At 67.2% G+C, this 18,427-nt stretch carries 18 protein-coding genes and 1 tRNA gene; 12 read left to right on the top strand and 7 right to left on the bottom strand.

All coding sequences use genetic code 11. The features are described 5' to 3' along the window. Positions 1–11 precede the first annotated feature (11 nt). Positions 12–695, bottom strand: a complete 684-nt coding sequence (locus ACEN9J_RS26365; protein ID WP_057592087.1) for a lytic transglycosylase domain-containing protein — start codon at positions 693–695, stop codon at positions 12–14. Continuing rightward, the gene (locus ACEN9J_RS26360) at positions 692–2,437 is read right to left on the bottom strand and encodes a proline--tRNA ligase (RefSeq protein ID WP_413762471.1); all 1,746 of its coding nucleotides are present in this window, start codon (positions 2,435–2,437) and stop codon (positions 692–694) included. The genes ACEN9J_RS26365 and ACEN9J_RS26360 overlap by 4 nt, the downstream gene beginning before the upstream one ends. Before the next feature lie 137 nt (positions 2,438–2,574). Between ACEN9J_RS26360 and ACEN9J_RS26355 the strand changes: the two genes are divergently transcribed. Together ACEN9J_RS26355 and ACEN9J_RS26350 are read left to right on the top strand one after the other, a co-directional pair. Continuing rightward, positions 2,575–3,252: an RNA pyrophosphohydrolase gene (locus ACEN9J_RS26355; protein ID WP_057592091.1), complete on the top strand. Its 678-nt coding sequence runs from the start codon at positions 2,575–2,577 to the stop codon at positions 3,250–3,252. After that, on the top strand, positions 3,173–3,793 hold the full coding sequence (locus ACEN9J_RS26350; RefSeq protein ID WP_413762470.1) for a CNP1-like family protein: 621 nt from the start codon (positions 3,173–3,175) through the stop codon (positions 3,791–3,793). Before ACEN9J_RS26355 ends, ACEN9J_RS26350 begins: the two co-directional genes overlap by 80 nt. 70 nt (positions 3,794–3,863) lie before the next feature. Here ACEN9J_RS26350 and proB read toward each other — a convergent pair whose 3' ends face one another. The 4 genes from proB to rplU all read right to left on the bottom strand — a co-directional run bounded on the left by proB (position 3,864) and on the right by rplU (position 6,814). Next, positions 3,864–5,003, bottom strand: coding sequence for a glutamate 5-kinase (gene proB, locus ACEN9J_RS26345; protein WP_413762469.1), 1,140 nt, complete (start codon positions 5,001–5,003; stop codon positions 3,864–3,866). Positions 5,004–5,081: 78 nt separating this feature from the next. Then, positions 5,082–6,158, bottom strand: a complete 1,077-nt coding sequence (gene cgtA / locus ACEN9J_RS26340) for an Obg family GTPase CgtA (RefSeq protein ID WP_413762468.1) — start codon at positions 6,156–6,158, stop codon at positions 5,082–5,084. Between the two features lie 71 nt (positions 6,159–6,229). Next, complete coding sequence (rpmA, locus tag ACEN9J_RS26335; RefSeq protein WP_057592096.1) at positions 6,230–6,490, bottom strand: 50S ribosomal protein L27; 261 nt, start codon at positions 6,488–6,490, stop codon at positions 6,230–6,232. Between the two features lie 12 nt (positions 6,491–6,502). Beyond that, on the bottom strand, positions 6,503–6,814 hold the full coding sequence (gene rplU, locus ACEN9J_RS26330; RefSeq protein ID WP_057592097.1) for a 50S ribosomal protein L21: 312 nt from the start codon (positions 6,812–6,814) through the stop codon (positions 6,503–6,505). 184 nt (positions 6,815–6,998) lie between these two features. On the opposite strand from rplU, the gene ACEN9J_RS26325 reads away from it, so the two are divergent. From ACEN9J_RS26325 to ACEN9J_RS26280, 10 genes are all read left to right on the top strand, one after another. Continuing rightward, positions 6,999–7,991, top strand: coding sequence for a polyprenyl synthetase family protein (locus ACEN9J_RS26325; RefSeq protein WP_057592098.1), 993 nt, complete (start codon positions 6,999–7,001; stop codon positions 7,989–7,991). 44 nt (positions 7,992–8,035) lie between these two features. Next, a tRNA-Pro gene (locus ACEN9J_RS26320) sits at positions 8,036–8,112 on the top strand. Positions 8,113–8,233: 121 nt separating this feature from the next. After that, the gene (gene pilB / locus ACEN9J_RS26315) at positions 8,234–9,967 is read left to right on the top strand and encodes a type IV-A pilus assembly ATPase PilB (RefSeq protein ID WP_057592120.1); all 1,734 of its coding nucleotides are present in this window, start codon (positions 8,234–8,236) and stop codon (positions 9,965–9,967) included. A 30-nt stretch (positions 9,968–9,997) separates the two neighbouring features. Beyond that, on the top strand, positions 9,998–11,233 hold the full coding sequence (locus ACEN9J_RS26310) for a type II secretion system F family protein (protein ID WP_057592099.1): 1,236 nt from the start codon (positions 9,998–10,000) through the stop codon (positions 11,231–11,233). Continuing rightward, the gene (locus ACEN9J_RS26305; RefSeq protein WP_296729628.1) at positions 11,233–12,198 is read left to right on the top strand and encodes a prepilin peptidase; all 966 of its coding nucleotides are present in this window, start codon (positions 11,233–11,235) and stop codon (positions 12,196–12,198) included. The genes ACEN9J_RS26310 and ACEN9J_RS26305 overlap by 1 nt, the downstream gene beginning before the upstream one ends. Before the next feature lie 16 nt (positions 12,199–12,214). Next, complete coding sequence (gene coaE / locus ACEN9J_RS26300; protein ID WP_172705374.1) at positions 12,215–12,823, top strand: dephospho-CoA kinase; 609 nt, start codon at positions 12,215–12,217, stop codon at positions 12,821–12,823. A 74-nt stretch (positions 12,824–12,897) separates the two neighbouring features. Continuing rightward, the gene (locus ACEN9J_RS26295) at positions 12,898–14,388 is read left to right on the top strand and encodes an MBOAT family O-acyltransferase (RefSeq protein ID WP_057592102.1); all 1,491 of its coding nucleotides are present in this window, start codon (positions 12,898–12,900) and stop codon (positions 14,386–14,388) included. Position 14,389: 1 nt separating this feature from the next. Next, positions 14,390–15,403 (top strand): hypothetical protein, encoded by a 1,014-nt coding sequence (locus ACEN9J_RS26290; RefSeq protein ID WP_057592103.1) that lies wholly within the window; start codon positions 14,390–14,392, stop codon positions 15,401–15,403. Between the two features lie 34 nt (positions 15,404–15,437). Further along, positions 15,438–16,193, top strand: a complete 756-nt coding sequence (gene zapD / locus ACEN9J_RS26285; RefSeq protein ID WP_057592104.1) for a cell division protein ZapD — start codon at positions 15,438–15,440, stop codon at positions 16,191–16,193. Continuing rightward, positions 16,190–16,414, top strand: coding sequence for a DNA gyrase inhibitor YacG (locus ACEN9J_RS26280; protein ID WP_057592105.1), 225 nt, complete (start codon positions 16,190–16,192; stop codon positions 16,412–16,414). Before zapD ends, ACEN9J_RS26280 begins: the two co-directional genes overlap by 4 nt. Positions 16,415–16,442: 28 nt before the next feature. Here the strand turns inward: ACEN9J_RS26280 and ACEN9J_RS26275 are convergent, their stop codons facing one another. After that, the gene (locus tag ACEN9J_RS26275) at positions 16,443–18,410 is read right to left on the bottom strand and encodes an acyltransferase family protein (RefSeq protein ID WP_413762467.1); all 1,968 of its coding nucleotides are present in this window, start codon (positions 18,408–18,410) and stop codon (positions 16,443–16,445) included. Positions 18,411–18,427: the final 17 nt, after the last annotated feature.

Genomic DNA, 18,427 nt, shown 5'->3' with positions numbered 1-18,427 from the left:
CCGCACCCGGGTCAGGCCGCGGAACGGGCCTTGTCCTGTTCCTTGCGCTCGATCTCGCGCTCGCGGTCGGCCCAGGCCCACAGCCGCTGGTTCGAGAACACCGCGTTCGGGTACGGCGCCTTGCCGCGGCTGCCGTTGTAGCGGCCCAGCGTCATGAACAGGTCGCCGCTCTCGCGGTCGAGGTAGTGGCGCAGGATCACGCAGCCGAAGCGCAGGTTGGTCTGCATGTGGAACAGCTTGGCCGGGTCGCTGTCGCCGATCACGCGGGTCCAGAACGGCATGACCTGCATGTAGCCGCGCGCGCCCGCGCTCGACACCGCGAACTTGCGGAAGTTGCTCTCGACCTGGATCAGCCCGAGCACCAGGCTCACGTCGAGCCCCGAGCGCTTGGCTTCGTACCAGACCGTCTGCAGGAATTCGATGCGCGAGGGTGCGTCGGCGATCTTCTTCTTGAGCCGTTCGCTCATCTCGCCGAGCCAGCGCAGGTAGGCGAGGCGCGCCTCGGTGTTCGCGAACTGCGGCACCGGCGGTGCCTTGTTGTGGATGGCCGAGCTCAGCGCCGTGCGCACCGAGTCGATCAGCGGCTCCTCGATCTGCGCGCCGGCCAGTGCGGGGCGCGGCAGCGACAGCGCCGCGAGGGCGCCCGCCGCGGCCCCGATGCAATGGCGCCGCGAGAAGCCGCCCGCAAGGCTCATGCCGCGAGCTTGCCCGCGATGAAGTCCGCGATGCCGGCGGCCGGCACCTTGGTCGCGGCAGTGTCGCGGCGATGCTGGTATTCGAGCTGGCCTTCCTTGAGGCCGCGGTCGGAGATCACCACGCGGTGCGGCACGCCGATCAGTTCCCAGTCGGCGAACATCGCGCCCGGACGCTCGCCGCGGTCGTCGAGCAGCACGTCGACGCCCTTGGCGAGCAGCTCCTCGTAGAGCGCCTCGGCCGCGGCCTTGACCTCGGCGCTGCGGTCCATGCCGATCGGGCACACCACCACGGTGAACGGCGCGATCGCATCGGGCCAGATGATCCCGCGCTCGTCGTGGTTCTGCTCGATGGCGGCCGCCGGCAGGCGCGTGATGCCGATGCCGTAGCAGCCCATCTCGAGGAACTGCGGCTTGCCGGCCTCGTCGAGGAAGGTGGCGTTCATCGACTTGCTGTACTTGGTGCCCAGCACGAAGACGTGGCCCACCTCGATGCCGCGCTCGATCGCCAGCACGCCCTTGCCGTCGGGCGAGGCATCGCCCGCGATCACGTTGCGCAGGTCGGCCACCAGCTCGGGCTCGGGCAGGTCGCGGCCCCAGTTGACGCCGGTCATGTGGAAGTCGATCTCGTTGGCGCCCGTGATCCAGTCGGCCATCAGCGCGACTTCGCGGTCGGCCACCAGCTTCACCGGCTTCTTGAGGTTCAGCGGGCCGAGGTAGCCCGGCTTGCAGCCGAAGTGCGCATCGATCTCGGCCAGGGTCGCGAAGCGGAAGCCCTTGTCGAGGCCGGGCAGCTTGCCGACCTTGATCTCGTTCATCTCGTGGTCGCCGCGCAGCAGCAGCAGCCAGACCTGCGAGCCCGTGATGTTGCCGGCCTCGTCGACGATGTCGGTGGCCAGCACCAGCGACTTCACGGTGGTGGCGAGCGGCACGCCGAGCAGCACGGCGACGTCCTCGCAGGTGCTCTTGCCGGGCGTGGGCGTCTTCTCGAGCGCGTTGGCGGCGGCGGGACGCGGGCCGGCCGGGGCCAGCGCCTCGGCCTTCTCCATGTTGGCCGCGTAGTCGCTGTCGGGGCAGTAGACGATCGCGTCCTCGCCGGTGGCGGCGATGACCTGGAATTCCTCGCTGAGATCGCCGCCGATGGCGCCGCTGTCGGCCGCCACGGCGCGGTAGCGCAGGCCGAAGCGGTCGAAGATGTTGCGGTAGGCCTGCGCCATCGCCTGGTAGCTGGCCTTGGCCGCGTCGAGGTCGCGGTCGAAGCTGTAGGCGTCCTTCATGATGAATTCGCGCCCGCGCATCAGGCCGAAGCGCGGACGGCGCTCGTCGCGGAACTTGGTCTGGATCTGGTAGAAGTTCTTCGGCAGCTGCTTGTAGCTGCGGATCTCCTGGCGCGCGATGTCGGTCACCACCTCTTCGCTGGTGGGCTGCACCACGAAGTCGCGGTCATGGCGGTCCTTGATGCGCAGCAGCTCGGGGCCCATCTTGTCGAAGCGGCCCGACTCCTCCCAGAGTTCGGCGGGCTGCACCACCGGCATCGTCATCTCGACCGCGCCGGCGCGGTTCATCTCCTCGCGCACGATCGCCTCGACCTTGCGGATCACGCGCAGGCCCATGGGCATGTACGTGTAGATGCCGGTGCCGACCTTCTTGATCATGCCCGCGCGCATCATGAGACGGTGGCTCGCCACCTCGGCATCGGCCGGCGCTTCCTTGAGGGTGGAGACGAAGAAACGGGATGCTTTCATCGGAAATGCGGTGCTGGTTCGGAGTGAAACGAGACGGACGACGGTCTCCGTAGAGACCCTGAGAGCCCGGAACCGGTCGCTTGCCGAGTGCAACCCGGCATGCATAATCGACTCAGTTCAAAAATTGGGGTTTGATTATGCTCGACCGGGACGGCTTCAGGCCCAACGTCGGCATCATCCTGCTCAACCAGAAAAACCAGGTTTTTTGGGGCAAACGCATCCGCACGCATTCCTGGCAGTTTCCGCAAGGCGGCATCGACCGCGGCGAAAGTCCCGAGCAAGCCATGTTCCGGGAATTGCACGAGGAAGTGGGTCTCCATCCGGAGCACGTGCGTATCGTGGCCCGTACCCGCGACTGGTTGCGCTACGAGGTGCCGGATCGGTTCATCCGACGAGACGCACGAGGTCACTACAAGGGCCAGAAACAAATCTGGTATCTGCTGCAACTGGTCGGCCACGACTGGGATCTCAACCTGCGTGCCACGGACCATCCCGAATTCGACGCCTGGCGCTGGCACGACTACTGGGTGCCGCTCGACGTGGTCGTCGAATTCAAACGGGGCGTCTACGAAATGGCGCTCACCGAGCTTGCTCGCTACCTGCCACGGCAGGATTTCCGCAACCGCTTCCTGCGCAGCAACGTGCGCGCCCGAGAGTTCGAGCGCCATCCTTCCGCGGGCGGCCACGACGCCAACTTCGAACTGCCTCCGGGCGCGAGCTTCGACCCGGATCCCAATGTCAAACCTGCGACCGACTCTTCCGACGCACCCGTCTTCCCGTCCGCATCCGCTGCGCAGCCTCCCACGCCGCGCTAGCCCGGCGCTCGTTCTCGCGAGCGCCCTGCTGCTGGCGGCCTGCGGCTCGGGCCAGCACAACACCGACAACCCCGACTGGGCGCAAGGCGGCATGCCGCCACCGCCCAAGACCACGGTGTCGGATGGCGAATGGCAGGAATCGGCGGCACCGCCACCGCCGGCCTTCGACCAGAACCGCCTGGTGCCGATCGAGATGCCGCCCTACATGACGCTGAAGTTCGGCATCGACCCGCAGACCATCACGATCACGCCCGACGGCATCGTGCGCTACGTGGTGGTGGCAAGCAGCAAGTCCGGCGGCACGCTCAACGCCTTCTACGACGGCGTGCGCTGCAAGACCGGCGAGATGAAGAGCTATGCGCGCTACAGCGGCAATGCCTGGGAGCTGGCCAAGGCGCCCGAATGGAAGCGCATCACCGACCTCAACTCGCGCTACACCTGGGCCATCGCGACCCAGGGCCTGTGCCGCGACAGCGCACCGCGCTCGACGGCCAGCGAGATCGTCCAGTACATCCGCAATCCGGTGCGCGAAGTGCAGTGAGCGGCACGCCGGCACGATGAGAAAAGGCCCCGATCGGGGCCTTTTTCTTTGGCGCGGGTCGAGGCGAGCCTCAGACCGGCATCAGCACCATGTTGTCCCGGTGCACCATCTCCGGCTCGGCCGCGTAGCCCAGCAGCCGCTCGAACTCGGCCGAGGGCTTGCGGCACAGCAGCCGCGCCTCGACGCTCGAGTAGTTGGCGAGGCCGCGCGCCAGCTCGATGCCCTCGGCGTCGCGCACCGCGATCACGTCGCCGCGCGAGAACTCGCCCAACACGCCCGTCATGCCGATCGGCAGCAGGCTCTTGCCCTCGGCGCGCACCTTGGCGGCCGCGCCGGCATCGACGATCACGGCGCCACGCAGTTGCAGATGGTCGGCCATCCAGCGCTTGCGCGCCTGGTGCTTCGCGGTCTGCGCCACCAGCAGCGTGCCGATCGCCTCGCCTTGCGCGAGGCGCAGCAATGCGTCGGTCTCGCGGCCCCAGGCGATTACGGTGGAAGCGCCCGAGCCGGCCGCGCGCTTGGCCGCGAGGATCTTGGTGATCATCCCGCCCTTGCCGATGCTCGAGCCCGCACCGCCGGCCATGGCCTCGAGCGCCGGGTCGCCCGCGGCGGCCTCGTGGATGAACTTCGCTTCGGGGTCCTTGCGCGGATCGGCCGAATAGAGACCGCGCTGGTCGGTGAGGATCACCAGCGCATCGGCCTCCACGAGGTTGGCGACCAGTGCGCCGAGCGTGTCGTTGTCGCCGAACTTGATCTCGTCGTTGACCACGGTGTCGTTCTCGTTGATGACCGGCACCACGCCGAGCCGCAGCAACGTCACCAGGGTCGAACGGGCATTGAGGTAGCGCTCGCGGTCGGCCAGGTCGGCATGCGTGAGCAGCACCTGCGCGCTGCCGATGCGGTTCTCGCGCAGCTTGGTCTCGTACATCTGGGCCAGGCCCATCTGGCCGACGGCCGCGGCGGCCTGGAGTTCGTGCACCTCGTGCGGCCGGGTCTTCCAGCCGAGGCGCTTCATGCCTTCGGCGATGGCGCCGCTCGACACCATCACCACCTCGCGCCCGTCGCGCACCAGCGCGGCCAGCTGCCGGCACCACTCGCCGATGGCGCCCTCGTCGAGGCCGCGGCCCTCGTTCGTCACGAGGCTCGAGCCCACCTTGACGACGATGCGGCGGGCGTCCCGCAGGGCTGTGGATCCGGTATTCGAGGTCATGGAAGGCTGTAGCAGGCGTGAAGACTGGCGATTATGCTATTTATTCAATAGCAATGCAGAAGTCGGGCCGAGGCCCGCTCAAGACTTTTCGGGCGGCAGCTCGACGAAGCGCGGATCGATCTCGGCCGGCGGCTGCTCGGCCACCTGCTGCGCCTTCACCTGCTGGTAGATCGCATGCACGAGCGGCTCGCAACCCTCGCGGGTCAGCGCGGAGATCTCGAACACCGGGCCCTTGAAGCGCAGGCGCTTGACGAAGTCCTTCACGCGCGCGGCGCGCTCGTCCTCGGGGATCATGTCCAGCTTGTTGAGTACCAGCCAGCGCGGCTTCTCGTAGAGCTGCGCGTCGTACTTCTTGAGTTCACCGACGATCGCCTTGGCCTGCGCGACCGGGTCGATGCCCTCGTCGAAGGGCGCGAGGTCGACCACGTGCAGCAGCAGCCGGGTGCGCTGCAGGTGGCGCAGGAACAGGTGGCCGAGGCCGGCGCCCTCGGAGGCGCCTTCGATCAGACCGGGCAGGTCGGCCACCACGAAGCTCTGCTCGGGGCCGACGCGCACGACGCCGAGGTTGGGATGCAGCGTGGTGAACGGGTAGTCGGCGATGCGCGGACGCGCGTTCGAGATCGCGCTGATCAAGGTCGACTTGCCGGCGTTCGGCATGCCCAGCAGGCCCACGTCGGCCAGCACCTTGAGCTCGAGCTTGAGGCTCTTGCGCTCGCCGGGCCAGCCGGGCGTCTTCTGCCGGGGCGCGCGATTGATGGCGCTCTTGAAGCGCAGGTTGCCGAAGCCGCCGTCGCCACCCTTGGCGATGGTGATGACCTCGCCCGGCGTCAGCAGCTCGTAGAGCACCTCGCCGGTCTCGGCGTCGCTGATGATCGTGCCGACCGGCATCTTCAGCGTGATGTCGTCGCCCGCGGCGCCGAACATGTCGGAGCCCATGCCGTGCTCGCCGCGCCTGGCTTCGTGCCGGCGCGAGTAGCGGAAATCCACCAGCGTGTTGAGGTTCGAGTCGGCCACGGCGAACACATGGCCGCCGCGCCCACCATCGCCACCGTTGGGGCCGCCGAATTCCTTGTACTTCTCATGGCGGAACGACACGCAGCCGTTGCCGCCATCGCCGGCGGCGATGTCGATGAAGGCTTCGTCGACGAACTTCATGGGATGTCCAGTTTACAAATGAAGAAGCCCCGGCAAAGCGGGGCTCCGAGACAGTCGAAGTGGCTGGAGGCTCAGGCCGCCGGCGTCACATTGACCATGTGCTTGTTGAGCGCACCCTTGAAGCCGAACGACACGTGGCCGTCGACGAGGGCGAACAGCGTGTGGTCCTTGCCCACGCCGACGTTCACGCCGGGGTGGAACTGGGTACCGCGCTGGCGCACGATGATCGAGCCGGCGCTGATCAGTTGGCCGCCGAAGGCCTTCACGCCGAGCATCTTGGGCTTGGAATCGCGCCCGTTTCGCGTGGAGCCGCCGCCTTTTTTCTGTGCCATGGAGTCTGCTCCTTAACCGGCGATCGCGCCGATTTGCAGCTCGGTGAACTGCTGGCGATGGCCTTGACGTTTCTGATAGTGCTTGCGACGGCGCATCTTGAAGATGCGAACCTTGTCGTGCTTGCCGTGCGACAGTACCGTGACCGTCACCGTTGCACCGGACACCAGGGGCGTGCCAACCTTGATTTCAGCGCCGTTTCCGACGGCCAGAACCTGGTCGATCACGATTTCCTGGCCAACGTCCGCAGCAATCTGTTCTACTTTGATTTTCTCGCCGGAAGCAACGCGATACTGCTTGCCACCGGTTTTTATGACCGCGTACATGTGAACCTCTTGAGGATGGAGTCTCCGCGGCGAATTCCGCAGAGCCCAAGACTATAGCACGGTTTGCGTACGCTCACATGCCCAAGCAGTCGGTCCAGGCCGGCCACCTCCTCCCGCTCCCTATAATCGGCGCCTTCCGGCGTCCGCGCCATCCCTGTATTCAGCAGCGCCCAGCGCCCACGCTTTGTCAGTTCCCGCCGCCGACACCTCCCCCACCGCCGCAGTCCTCGGCCTGATCGCCGGTGACATGGTCGAAGTCGACCGCGTGATCTCCAACCGCCTCGACACCGGGGTACCGTTGGTCAGCCAAGTCTCGAAGTACATCATCTCCGCAGGCGGCAAGCGCCTGCGGCCGGCCCTGCTGCTGCTGATGGCCGGCGCGCTCGGCTACACCGGCGAGCAGCGCTTCAATCTCGCGGCCGTGGTGGAGTTCATCCACACCGCCACGCTGCTGCACGACGACGTGGTCGACGAATCCACGCTGCGCCGCGGCCGCCCGACCGCCAACGAATCCTTCGGCAATCCCGCCAGCGTGCTGGTCGGCGACTTTCTCTATTCGCGCGCCTTCCAGATGATGTTGGATGCCAACAACATGCGCGTGATGCAGATCCTGGCCGAAGCGACCAACGTGATCGCCGAAGGCGAGGTGCTGCAGCTGATGAACATGCACGACGCCTCGCTCGACGAGTCGGCCTACCTGCGCGTCATCCGCTCCAAGACCGCCAAGCTGTTCGAGGCCAGCACGCGCCTGGCCGCCGTGCTGGCGGGCGTGACGCCCGAGGTCGAGGAAGCCTGCGCCACCTACGGGCAGGCGCTGGGCACGGCCTTCCAGGTGATCGACGACGTGCTCGACTACGCGGGCGATGCCAGCGAGACCGGCAAGAATCTCGGCGACGACCTGCGCGAAGGCAAGACCACGCTGCCGCTGATCTTCGCGATGCAGCGCGGCAGCGCGGCGCAGAGCGCGCTGGTGCGTGCCGCCATCGAGGCGGGCGACACCGCCCAGCTGGGCAAGATCGTCGAGATCGTGCGCGAAACGGGCGCCCTCGATGCGTCGCGCGCGGCGGCTGCGGCGGAGGCTCAGCGTGCTATTTCTGCACTCGACGGCTTTGCGGCCAATTCGCACGCTTCAGGTTTGCTACAATTAGCGGCTCAGCTGCTTGAGCGGCGTGCCTGACACCTCTTACGAGTTGGCCAAGGACGACTGACTTTTCGCACCATCGGGGTGTAGCTTAGCCTGGTAGAGCGCTACGTTCGGGACGTAGAGGCCGGAGGTTCGAATCCTCTCACCCCGACCAGTCTTTTCGAGACTGGCATAAACCTTCAGAATGCCATTTTCTGTTGCTGTACGGCGATTTACAGCACCGGAGTGTTCAGCGATGATCGTGAAGCAATTTCTCACATCTCTTGCATTCGCTGATGGCTGCAGCCGAACTTCCCGTTAAAGAAAACCCGCAAGTCGCCTTGCCAGGGCTTGCACGCGCGCTGGTTTCGGCCGGCAAGCTGCCCGCGAAGACCGCGGAAGATCTCTATCAGAAGTCGCTGAGCAGCCGCTCCAGTTTCATCGCCGAGCTCACGGGCACCGGCGCCGTCTCGGCCGCCGACCTCGCCCACACGCTCTCGAATGCGTTCGGCGCCCCGCTGCTCGACCTCGACGCCATCGACCACCAGCGCCTGCCGAAGGACCTGCTCGATCCCAAGCTCTGCCAGGCCTACCGCATCGTCGTCCTCAGCAAGCGCAACAACCGCCTGATCGTCGCCACGGCCGACCCGTCCGACCAGCAGGCGGCCGAGAAGATCAAGTTCGCCTCCCAGATGGGCGTGGACTGGGTCATCGCCGAGTACGACAAGCTCTCGCGCATGGTCGAGGCCGCCGCCGCGAGCGCGGCCGAAACCATCAACAGCATCGTCGGTACCGAGTTCGAGTTCGACGACGTCACGGCCGACACCGCCGGCGACGCCAACGAACAGGCTATCGCCGAGGTCGAGGACGCGCCGGTCGTGCGCTTCCTGCACAAGATGCTGCTCGACGCGGTCAGCATGCGCGCCTCGGACATCCACTTCGAGCCCTACGAACACCACTACCGCGTGCGCTTCCGGGTCGACGGCGAACTGCGCGAGGTCGCGAGCCCGCCCACCGTGATCAAGGACAAGCTGGCGTCGCGCATCAAGGTCATCTCGCGGCTCGACATCTCCGAGAAGCGCGTGCCCCAGGACGGGCGCATGAAGCTCAAGATCGGCCCCGACCGCGTGATCGACTTCCGCGTGAGCACGCTGCCCACGCTGTTCGGCGAGAAGATCGTGGTCCGGATTCTCGACCCCAGCAGCGCGCGCATGGGCATCGATGCGCTGGGCTACGACGCCGACGAGAAGGAACGCCTGCTGCACGCGATCAGCCGGCCCTATGGCATGGTGCTCGTGACCGGGCCGACCGGCTCGGGCAAGACGGTGTCGCTCTACACCTGCCTGAACCTGCTGAACCAGCCGGGCGTGAACATCGCGACCGCCGAAGACCCGTCGGAAATCAACCTGCCGGGCGTCAACCAGGTCAACGTGAACGAGAAGGCCGGCCTGACCTTCGCGGCCGCGCTGCGGGCCTTCCTGCGGCAGGACCCGGACATCATCATGGTCGGCGAAATCCGCGACCTCGAAACCGCCGACATCTCGATCAAGGCCGCGCAGACCGGCCACCTGGTGCTGTCGACGCTGCACACCAACGACGCGCCCACCACCCTCACGCGGATGCGCAACATGGGCATCGCGCCCTTCAACATCGCATCGAGCGTGATCCTGATAACCGCCCAGCGGCTCGCGCGGCGACTGTGCATGACCTGCCGCACGCCCGCGGACATCCCGCGCGAGGCGCTGATCGAGGCCGGTTTCCAGGAGCACGAGGTCGACGGCAGCTGGAAGCCCTACCGGCCCGTGGGCTGCGCGGCCTGCACCGGCGGCTACAAGGGCCGGGTCGGCATCTACCAGGTGATGCCGATCTCCGAGGCGATCCAGGAGATCATCCTGCGCGACGGCAGCGCGCTCGACATCGCGCAGCAGTCGGAAGCCGAAGGCGTGCGCTCGCTGCGCAAGTCGGGCTTGCGCAAGGTGATGCAGGGCCTGACCTCGCTCGAGGAAGTGGTGGCGGTCACCAACCTATAACGAACACATCGGAAGCGGAGATCGAACCGAATGGCCACAGCAGCATCGACGACAAACCGGCAACGGCGCGACGTCAAGGAATTCGTCTTCGAGTGGGAAGGCAAGGATCGCAACGGCAAGCTGGTACGCGGCGAACTGCGTGCCGGCGGCGAAAACCAGGTGCAGGCCGCGCTGCGGCGCCAGGGCGTGCTCGCGACCAAGATCAAGAAGCGCCGCACGCGCTCGGGCAAGACGATCAAGCCCAAGGACATCGCGATCTTCACGCGCCAGCTCGCCACCATGATGAAGGCCGGCGTCCCGCTGCTGCAGTCCTTCGACATCGTGGGCCGCGGCAACGCCAATCCCAGCGTCGCCAAGCTGCTCAACGACATCCGCAGCGACGTCGAGACCGGTACCTCGCTGTCGTCGGCGTTCCGCAAGTTCCCGAAGTACTTCGACAACCTCTATTGCAACCTGGTCGAGGCCGGCGAAGCAGCCGGTATCCTCGAGGAACTGCTCGACCGCCTCGCCACCTACATGGAGAAGACCGAGGCGATCAAGTCGAAGATCAAGTCGGCGCTGATGTATCCGACCTCGGTGGTCGTGGTGGCCTTCGTGGTGGTGGCGATCATCATGATCTTCGTGATCCCGGCCTTCAAGCAGGTGTTCAGCTCCTTCGGCGCCGACCTGCCCGCGCCCACGCTCTTCGTGATGGCCGTCAGCGAGTTCTTCGTGGCCTACTGGTGGCTGATCTTCGGCGTGATCGGCGGCGGCCTCTACTTCTTCTTCCAGGCCTGGAAGCGCAACGAGCGCGTGCAGCGGGTCATGGACCGCCTGCTGCTGCGGGTGCCGATCTTCGGCGCGCTGATCGAGAAGTCCTGCGTCGCGCGCTGGACGCGCACCCTGGCCACCATGTTCGCCGCGGGCGTGCCGCTGGTCGAAGCCCTCGACTCCGTCGGCGGCGCCTCGGGCAACACCGTGTACGGTGACGCCACGGCCAAGATCCAGCAGGAGGTGTCGACCGGCACCAGCCTCACGAATGCGATGACCAACGTCAACCTGTTCCCCTCGATGGTGATCCAGATGACCGCCATCGGCGAGGAATCGGGCTCCATCGACCACATGCTCGGCAAGGCCGCGGACTTCTACGAGTCCGAGGTCGACGACATGGTCGCCGGCCTGTCGAGCCTGATGGAGCCGATCATCATCGTCTTCCTCGGCGTGATCATCGGCGGCATCGTGGTCTCGATGTACTTGCCCATCTTCAAGCTCGGCCAGGTCGTCTGATGCCGGTGTCGCAGGGATTCGACGCCGCGCTGGCCGGCGTCCTCGGTCTGCTGATCGGCAGCTTTCTCAACGTGGTGATCTACCGTACGCCGGTGATGATGTACCGCGACTGGCTCAACGACGCGGTCGCGAACCTCATGAGCTCGAAGGACATGCCCTCGCTCTGGTCGCTGGTCTTCGGCCCGAAGGCGCAGCCGCCGGCCGGCCTCGAGGCCGCGGCCGACAAGGCCGCGATCGAGCTCGAGAAGCTGCCGCGTTTCGACCTCACGCGCCCCGGCTCGCGCTGCGGCGGCTGCGGCCACGAGATCCGCTGGTACGAGAACATCCCGGTGCTCAGCTACCTCGCGCTGCGCGGCCGCTGCGGTGCCTGCAAGACGCGGATCAGCCCGCGCTATCCGCTGGTCGAGCTGGCCACCGCCGCGCTGTTCGCGCTGTGCGGCCATCGCTTCGGCCTCACGCCGACGGGCGCGCTGTGGGCGGCCTTCGCGGCGCTGCTGGTCTGCCAGTTCCTGATCGACTTCGACACCCAGTTCCTGCCCGACTCGATCAACTACCTGCTGCTGTGGCTCGGCCTGATCGGCGCGGCCGCGGGCTGGACCGGCACCTCGCTGCAGCTCTCGGTCTGGGGCGCGGTGTTCGGCTATCTGAGCCTCTGGCTGGTCTACCATGGCTACCGACTCGTCACGGGCAAGGAAGGCATGGGCTACGGCGACTTCAAGCTGCTGGCGGCGCTGGGCGCATGGCTCGGCGCCGACTACCTGATCGCGATCATCCTGGTGTCGTCGCTCGTGGGCGCCGTGCTGGGCCTGGGCATGCGCATCGCGGGCAAGCTGGCCCACAAGGACATCCCGATCGCCTTCGGCCCCTTCCTCGCGGGCGCGGGCCTGGTCTGCCTCGTGATCGGCCCCGGCGCCGTCAAGCAATGGGCGCCCTTCGCCTTTCCGCTCGGCCCCTGGCTGCACTGAAAGCCTCGCCCCTCCCATGATCCGGCGCATCGGCCTCACCGGCGGCATCGGCAGCGGCAAGAGCACCGTCGCGGGCCTGCTGGTGGCCGAGGGCGCGGTGCTGGTCGATACCGACGCCATCGCACGCCGCATCGCCGAGCCCGGCGGCATCGCGATGCCGGCCCTCGAGGCCCGCTTCGGCACCGCGGTGCTGCGGCCCGACGGCGGCCTCGACCGCGCCCGCATGCGCGAGATCGTGTTCCAGGATCCCGAGGCCAAGCGCGCGCTCGAAGGCATCCTCCATCCCCTGATCGGCACCGAGACCCGGCGCGAGGCCGCGGCCGCCGGCCCCGATGCCACCATCGTCTTCGACGTCCCGCTGCTGGTCGAATCGGGGCGCTGGCGCGCACTGGTCGAGCGCGTGCTGGTGGTCGATGCCACCGAGGAAACCCAGCTGCGGCGCGTCGTCGCGCGCTCGGGCTGGACACCCGAGGCGGTACGCTCGGTGATCGCGCAGCAGGCCCCGCGGGCGCTGCGCCGGGCCGCGGCCGACGCGGTCGTCTACAACGAAAGCCTGTCGCTGGAGGAACTCGCCGTGCAGGTGCGGGGTCTCTGGAAACGGTGGACGTCGGCCGGCACGCGATAATCCCCGGTTAGCCGCAGCGGCGGCTGCACCACGATTACGACAAAAAGGCGCTCGCTGCAGCGCCTCCTTTCGAGATGCTGTTCAACTCGTACCCCTTCATCTTTGTCTACTTCCCACTGGTGCTGCTCGGGTTCTTCCTGATCGGCAAACGCAACATCCGGGCCGCGGCCGGATTTCTTGCGCTGGCCTCGCTGTTCTTCTACGGCTGGTGGAGCGTGCAGGCGCTGCCGCTGCTGCTGGCCTCGATCTGCGTCAACTACTGGTTCGGCCTGCGCCTGACGCCGGCCCCGGGGCGCGACGACCGCCGGCGCAAGACCTTGCTGATCACGGCGCTCACGGTCAACCTGGTGGTGCTCGCGGTCTTCAAGTACGCCAACTTCTTCGTCTCGAACGTCAACGACGGCCTGAGCGCCGCGGGCCTCGCGCCGATCCCGCTGCTGCACATCGTGCTGCCGATCGGCATCTCGTTCTATACCTTCACGCAGATCGCCTTCCTGGTCGACTGCTGGCAGGGCAAGGTGCACGAGCGCAGCTTCATCCACTACGTGCTGTTCGTCACCTACTTCCCGCATCTGATCGCGGGCCCGGTGCTGCACCACGCGCAGATGATGCCGCAGTTCGCCAACCCGGCGACCTACCGCGCCGACCCCAACAAGATCGCGCTCGGCCTGGCCATCTTCACCTTCGGCCTGGCCAAGAAGCTCTTGATCGCCGACCCGATGGGCCAGTACGCCGACCTGGTCTTCAATGGCGTGCACAACGGCATCGAGCCCACGCTCTACACCGCTTGGTTCGGCGTGCTCGCCTACACGCTGCAGATCTACTTCGACTTCTCGGGCTACTCCGACATGGCGGTCGGCCTGTCGCTGTGCCTGGGCGTGCAGCTGCCGCTGAACTTCAACTCGCCCTACAAGTCGACCAACATCATCGAGTTCTGGCGCCGCTGGCACATCTCGCTGTCGACCTTCCTGCGCGACTACCTCTACATCCCGCTGGGCGGCAACCGCAAGGGCCCGAAGCGCCGCCACGTGAACCTGTTCCTCACGATGGTGCTCGGCGGCCTGTGGCACGGCGCGGCCTGGACCTTCGTGATCTGGGGCGCGCTGCACGGCATCTTCCTGATGATCAACCACGTCTGGACCACCACCTTCCGCAAGGGCCCGTCGGGCATCGCCGGCCGCGTCTTCGGCTGGTTCCTGACTTTCCTGTGCGTGATGATCGCCTGGGTGATGTTCCGCGCCGAGAGCCTGCACGCCGCCATGGACATCTACCGCGGCATGCTGGGCCTGCACGGCGCGCCCGGCACCGCATTCCGCGAATTCCTCGCGGTGCCCTATCGCAAGCCCGAGTTCTTCCAGACCATGCTGGTGGCGATGGTCATCTGCCTCGCACTGCCGCCCACCATCACGCTGCAGCGCTGGGTTCCGCAGGCCGCGGCGTTGGCCGGCCGTCCCGCGCTCAGCAAGCTGTTCACGGCCGCGATGGCGGTCTTCACCGTGACGCTGCTCGGCATCTGCATCTCGAAGCTCGGCACCTACAGCCCCTTCCTCTATTTCCAGTTCTGACATGACGCCCGCAAAACTGTGGCTGCGGATCTTCGTGGCCGGATTCCTCGTCATCTCGTCGCTGCTGGTGCTCACGCTCGCGACGCCCATTCCCTACGGCGACCTGAGCCGCATCGGCCTGATGTCCGACCGCGAGTTCGGCTGGACCCAGGAGCCGCCCAAGGTCGCGCCCGAATACCTGCATGCCGTGCCGCTCGACCAGGCCGACATCGTCGTGATCGGCGACAGCTTCTCGATGACGCACCGCTGGCAGTCGGTGCTGGTCAAGGCCGGCTACAAGGTCACCACGGCTTTCTGGGGGCAGTTCGACGAGCGCCTGTGCGGCGACTTCGACGCCTGGCTCGCGCGCGCCGGCTTCAAGGGCAAGCTCGTGATCGTCGAGAGCGTGGAGCGCATCCTGCAGGAGCGCATGCGCTACACGCGCAGCTGCGAGACGATGAAGCGGCCCTTCGCCGCGCGCACCGAGCCCTTCGCGGTACCGCTCGAGCACGTGCCCGGCTTCGCGCTCAACTGGGGCGCCAAGCTGACCTCGGGCCTGGACACGCTCAAGTACACGCGCGCCGCCAAGGCGACCACGGCCGACACCGTCTCCACCGACCGCACCAAGGCGCGCACGGTGGTCAATGGTTGCGACATGTTCAGCCATCGCCTGTGCAACAAGGCCCTGTTCTTCGGCGAGGACGACGAGAACGGCGAGCTGCCGGCCGCGGACGTGGCCGCGATGCAGGCCTTCACGAAGTCGCAGACCGCGTTCCCGATGCTCTGGATGGTGATCCCCAACAAGACCACCACCTACATCGATCCCTCGCACTCGAAGGCCTTCGTCGAGGCCTTCAAGACCTCGGGCCTGGGCCCCGACCTGTTCGCCTTCGCGCAGGAAAAGAAGACCCAGATCCGCGACTTCTACTTCCCGAACGACACCCATCTGTCGATGCACGGCCAGCTCGCGCTTGGCGAGCTGATGCTCGGCGAGGTGCGCAAGATCGTGCCTCAGCCCCCGTCACGCACGCCATGAGGCTATCATCGCCTCGTCAGGAGACCGAGCCCGCGTGATCCTCTACGAGTACCCCTTCAACGAGCGCATCCGAACCTATCTGCGACTGGAGCACCTGTTTCGCCGCCTCGGCGAGCTGGTGCCTGCCGAGTCGCCCCTGTCCCACCACTTCGCGCTCGTCACCATCTTCGAGATCATGGACGTGGCCGCGCGTGCGGACCTCAAGGCCGACGTCATGCGCGACCTCGAGAAGCACAAGTCCGCCTTCAACGCCTACCGCGGCAATCCGAACATCTCGGAAGCCGCGCTCGACCAGGTGGTGGCGCAGCTCGAGCGCAACTTCAACACGCTCAACGGCATCGCGGGCAAGGCCGGCCAGTCGCTGACCGAGAACGAGTGGCTCATGAGCATCCGCAGCCGCGCGAGCATTCCGGGCGGCACCTGCGAATTCGACCTGCCCGCCTACTACGCCTGGCAGCACCGCAGCACCCAGAGCCGGCGCGCCGACCTCGAGCGCTGGTCGGGCACGCTGGCACCGCTGGCCGAATCGATCTACCTGCTGCTCAAGCTCTTGCGCGATGCCGACGTGCCCTACAAGGTCATCGCCACCAACGGGCAGTTCCAGCAGAACCTGCCGCAGGGCCGCAGCTTCCAGCTGCTGCGCCTGCGCATCGACCCCAAGCTCGGCCTGATCCCCGAGATCAGCGGCAACCGGCTCATGGTCTCGGTGCGGCTCATGCGCCACGAGAGCGACGACCGCCTCCACCAGAGCAGCGACGACACCCCGTTCGAACTCACCCTGTGCGCATGACCGGCGAAGAGCGCATCGAGGCCCGCAAGGGCGAACGCATCGTCCGCTGCCCGACCTGCGGCGGCGACAGCGTCTATTCGGAACGCAACCCCTACCGCCCCTTCTGCAGCGCGCGCTGCAAGGGCATCGACCTCGGTGCCTGGGCCAGCGAGGAGTTCAGGATGCCGGCCGAGGCCCCGCCCGACGACGAGCCCTTCGGCGATCCGAAGGCGCAGCAGTAGCACGCTCCACGGAAATCCGTGGGTTGCGCTACCTGCCGCCCGCGGGCGGCGCTTCCCCGAGAAAGATCCTGTCGACGTAGTCCGCGTGCGCTCGCGTGTACACGGGCCGCAGATGTTCGCCGTCCTTGTAGACCGGCTTGCCGTCGGCCGTCACGCGCAGGCATTGGCCGTCCTTGCACAGCGAGGCCATCGGTTCGACCACCTGCGCACCGCTGTCCAGCGCGATCTGCCGCAGCCGCGCATTGAGCTCGGCCTGCGCCGCGGGCACCGGGGCCGTCGGCGAATCGAGCACCACCGTCATCGTGCCGAGCCGGCTGCCCGCGATCATGCGCTGCGGCTGGAAGTCCATGCCGCTCGGGTTGTCGAGCAGCAGGTAGACCTTCTTGCCCTGCTTCACGAGTTCGGCCATGGTGTGGCCCAGCATCGAGAGCGCCGGCGCGATACCGGGCCCGCCGTTGTTCACCGGGTAGACCGCGCGGCCCTCGCGGTACTCGTAGGCCAGCGGGAAATCGCCGCTGAAGTAGCAGTTCCAGCAGCCGCCGAACACCACGGTGTCGATCTGCGGCGCGCGCGCGAGCTCCAGCATGCCGTCGCGCTGTTCGCCGCAGGCCGGGTTGCCCTCGGCGAACATGCCGGGAATCGGCGCGCAGGCGCCCCAGGTGTAGAAGTAGGCGGTCGCCATGCGCTCGGGCGCCAGGCGTTCGAGCGCCTTGGCGCGCGGCCCGTACTGCTGCATGTGGCTGTCGCCGATCAAGAGCACCTTGCGCTCGCCGCGGCCGACCCGGTAGACCAGGTGCGGGCCCACCTTCTCGGGCGTGAAGCCGTCGTAGTAGCCGTCGTCCACGGTCGCGTCGGTCACCTTCTGCAGCATCTCGCCGCCGTTGCGCGCCGGCAGGCCGGCCACCACCATCGCGCCGGCCAGCACGATCGCGCAGCCGATGCCGACCAGCCCGCGCAAGAGCGGCGCGCCCGCGCGGGTGCGCGTGAAGCGCTCGAGAAAGCGGTAGGTCAGCCAGGCCAGCAGCACCGCCGCGACCACCGCGCCGGTGCGCACGCCCGCCGAGGGCTCCCAGCCGCCATTGAGGATGCGCGGGTACACCAGCAGCGGCCAATGCCACAGGTACAGCGGATAGCTGATCAGCCCGATGCCCACCATCAGCGGATTCGACAGCAGGTACCGATTGAGCACCCCCTGTGGCCCCGCCGCGATGCAGCTCGCCGCGCCCAGCACCGGCAGCAGCGCCCACCAGCCCGGAAACGCCTTGTCCGCGCGGATCGTCGTCAGCGCCAGCACGATCAGCCCCACCCCCAGCACCGACTGCACATGGCTGCGCCACGCGGGCTTCGTCACCCCGGCATCCCTCAACCGTATGCACGCCAGGATCCCGCCCGCCATCAGCTCCCAGAAGCGCGACAGCGGCGAATAGAACGCCGCCGTGCGAAACGGATGGATCGTCAGCACGTTGATCAGGAACGACACCACCGCCAGCGCCCACAGCACGCGCAGCATCGGCCAGCGCCGACGCCACGCCAGCGCCAGGAGCGGCGGCCAGAAGATGTAGAACTGCTCCTCGATCCCCAGCGACCACAGGTGCAGCAGCGGCTTGGTCTCCGCCGCCGTGTCGAAGTACCCCGCCTCGCCCCAGAACACGAAGTTCGCGATGAAGGCCGCCCCGCCCGCGGCCTGCTTGCCCAGCTCCACGAACTCGCGGTTCAGCAGCACGTACCAGCCGAAGGCCAGGGTCGCCGCCAGCACCAGCATCAGCGCCGGGAAGATGCGCCGCACGCGCCGTGCGTAGAAGTCGCGGTAGCTGAAGTCGCCCGCGGCCTGGCTTTGGAGAATGATGGTCGTGATCAGGAAGCCCGAGATCACGAAGAAGATGTCCACCCCCACGAAGCCACCGGGCAGCGCCTTCGGGAAGGCGTGGTACGCCACCACCGAGGCCACGGCCACGGCGCGCAGGCCATCGATGTCGGGGCGGTACTTGGGATGCATCGCTGCGCCTTTCGGCA

The organism is Variovorax sp. Varisp41, assembly GCF_047325085.1.
Taxonomy (GTDB): Bacteria; Pseudomonadota; Gammaproteobacteria; order Burkholderiales; family Burkholderiaceae_C; genus Variovorax.
The sequence above is the reverse complement of the archived record's forward strand: the minus strand, read 5'-3'. Positions and strand labels throughout refer to the sequence as shown.

Coding starts and splice junctions, on each gene's coding strand:
- ACEN9J_RS26360 (WP_413762471.1), bottom strand. CDS start 2,437: ATGAAAGCATCCCGTTTCTTCGTCTCCACCCTCAAGGAAGCGCCGGCC.
- ACEN9J_RS26350 (WP_413762470.1), top strand. CDS start 3,173: ATGTCAAACCTGCGACCGACTCTTCCGACGCACCCGTCTTCCCGTCCG.
- rpmA (WP_057592096.1), bottom strand. CDS start 6,490: ATGGCACAGAAAAAAGGCGGCGGCTCCACGCGAAACGGGCGCGATTCC.
- rplU (WP_057592097.1), bottom strand. CDS start 6,814: ATGTACGCGGTCATAAAAACCGGTGGCAAGCAGTATCGCGTTGCTTCC.
- ACEN9J_RS26295 (WP_057592102.1), top strand. CDS start 12,898: ATGCTGTTCAACTCGTACCCCTTCATCTTTGTCTACTTCCCACTGGTG.
- ACEN9J_RS26310 (WP_057592099.1), top strand. CDS start 9,998: ATGGCCACAGCAGCATCGACGACAAACCGGCAACGGCGCGACGTCAAG.
- proB (WP_413762469.1), bottom strand. CDS start 5,003: ATGACCTCGAATACCGGATCCACAGCCCTGCGGGACGCCCGCCGCATC.
- coaE (WP_172705374.1), top strand. CDS start 12,215: ATGATCCGGCGCATCGGCCTCACCGGCGGCATCGGCAGCGGCAAGAGC.
- ACEN9J_RS26305 (WP_296729628.1), top strand. CDS start 11,233: ATGCCGGTGTCGCAGGGATTCGACGCCGCGCTGGCCGGCGTCCTCGGT.
- cgtA (WP_413762468.1), bottom strand. CDS start 6,158: ATGAAGTTCGTCGACGAAGCCTTCATCGACATCGCCGCCGGCGATGGC.
- ACEN9J_RS26275 (WP_413762467.1), bottom strand. CDS start 18,410: ATGCATCCCAAGTACCGCCCCGACATCGATGGCCTGCGCGCCGTGGCC.
- ACEN9J_RS26290 (WP_057592103.1), top strand. CDS start 14,390: ATGACGCCCGCAAAACTGTGGCTGCGGATCTTCGTGGCCGGATTCCTC.
- pilB (WP_057592120.1), top strand. CDS start 8,234: ATGGCTGCAGCCGAACTTCCCGTTAAAGAAAACCCGCAAGTCGCCTTG.
- ACEN9J_RS26280 (WP_057592105.1), top strand. CDS start 16,190: ATGACCGGCGAAGAGCGCATCGAGGCCCGCAAGGGCGAACGCATCGTC.
- ACEN9J_RS26355 (WP_057592091.1), top strand. CDS start 2,575: ATGCTCGACCGGGACGGCTTCAGGCCCAACGTCGGCATCATCCTGCTC.
- ACEN9J_RS26365 (WP_057592087.1), bottom strand. CDS start 695: ATGAGCCTTGCGGGCGGCTTCTCGCGGCGCCATTGCATCGGGGCCGCG.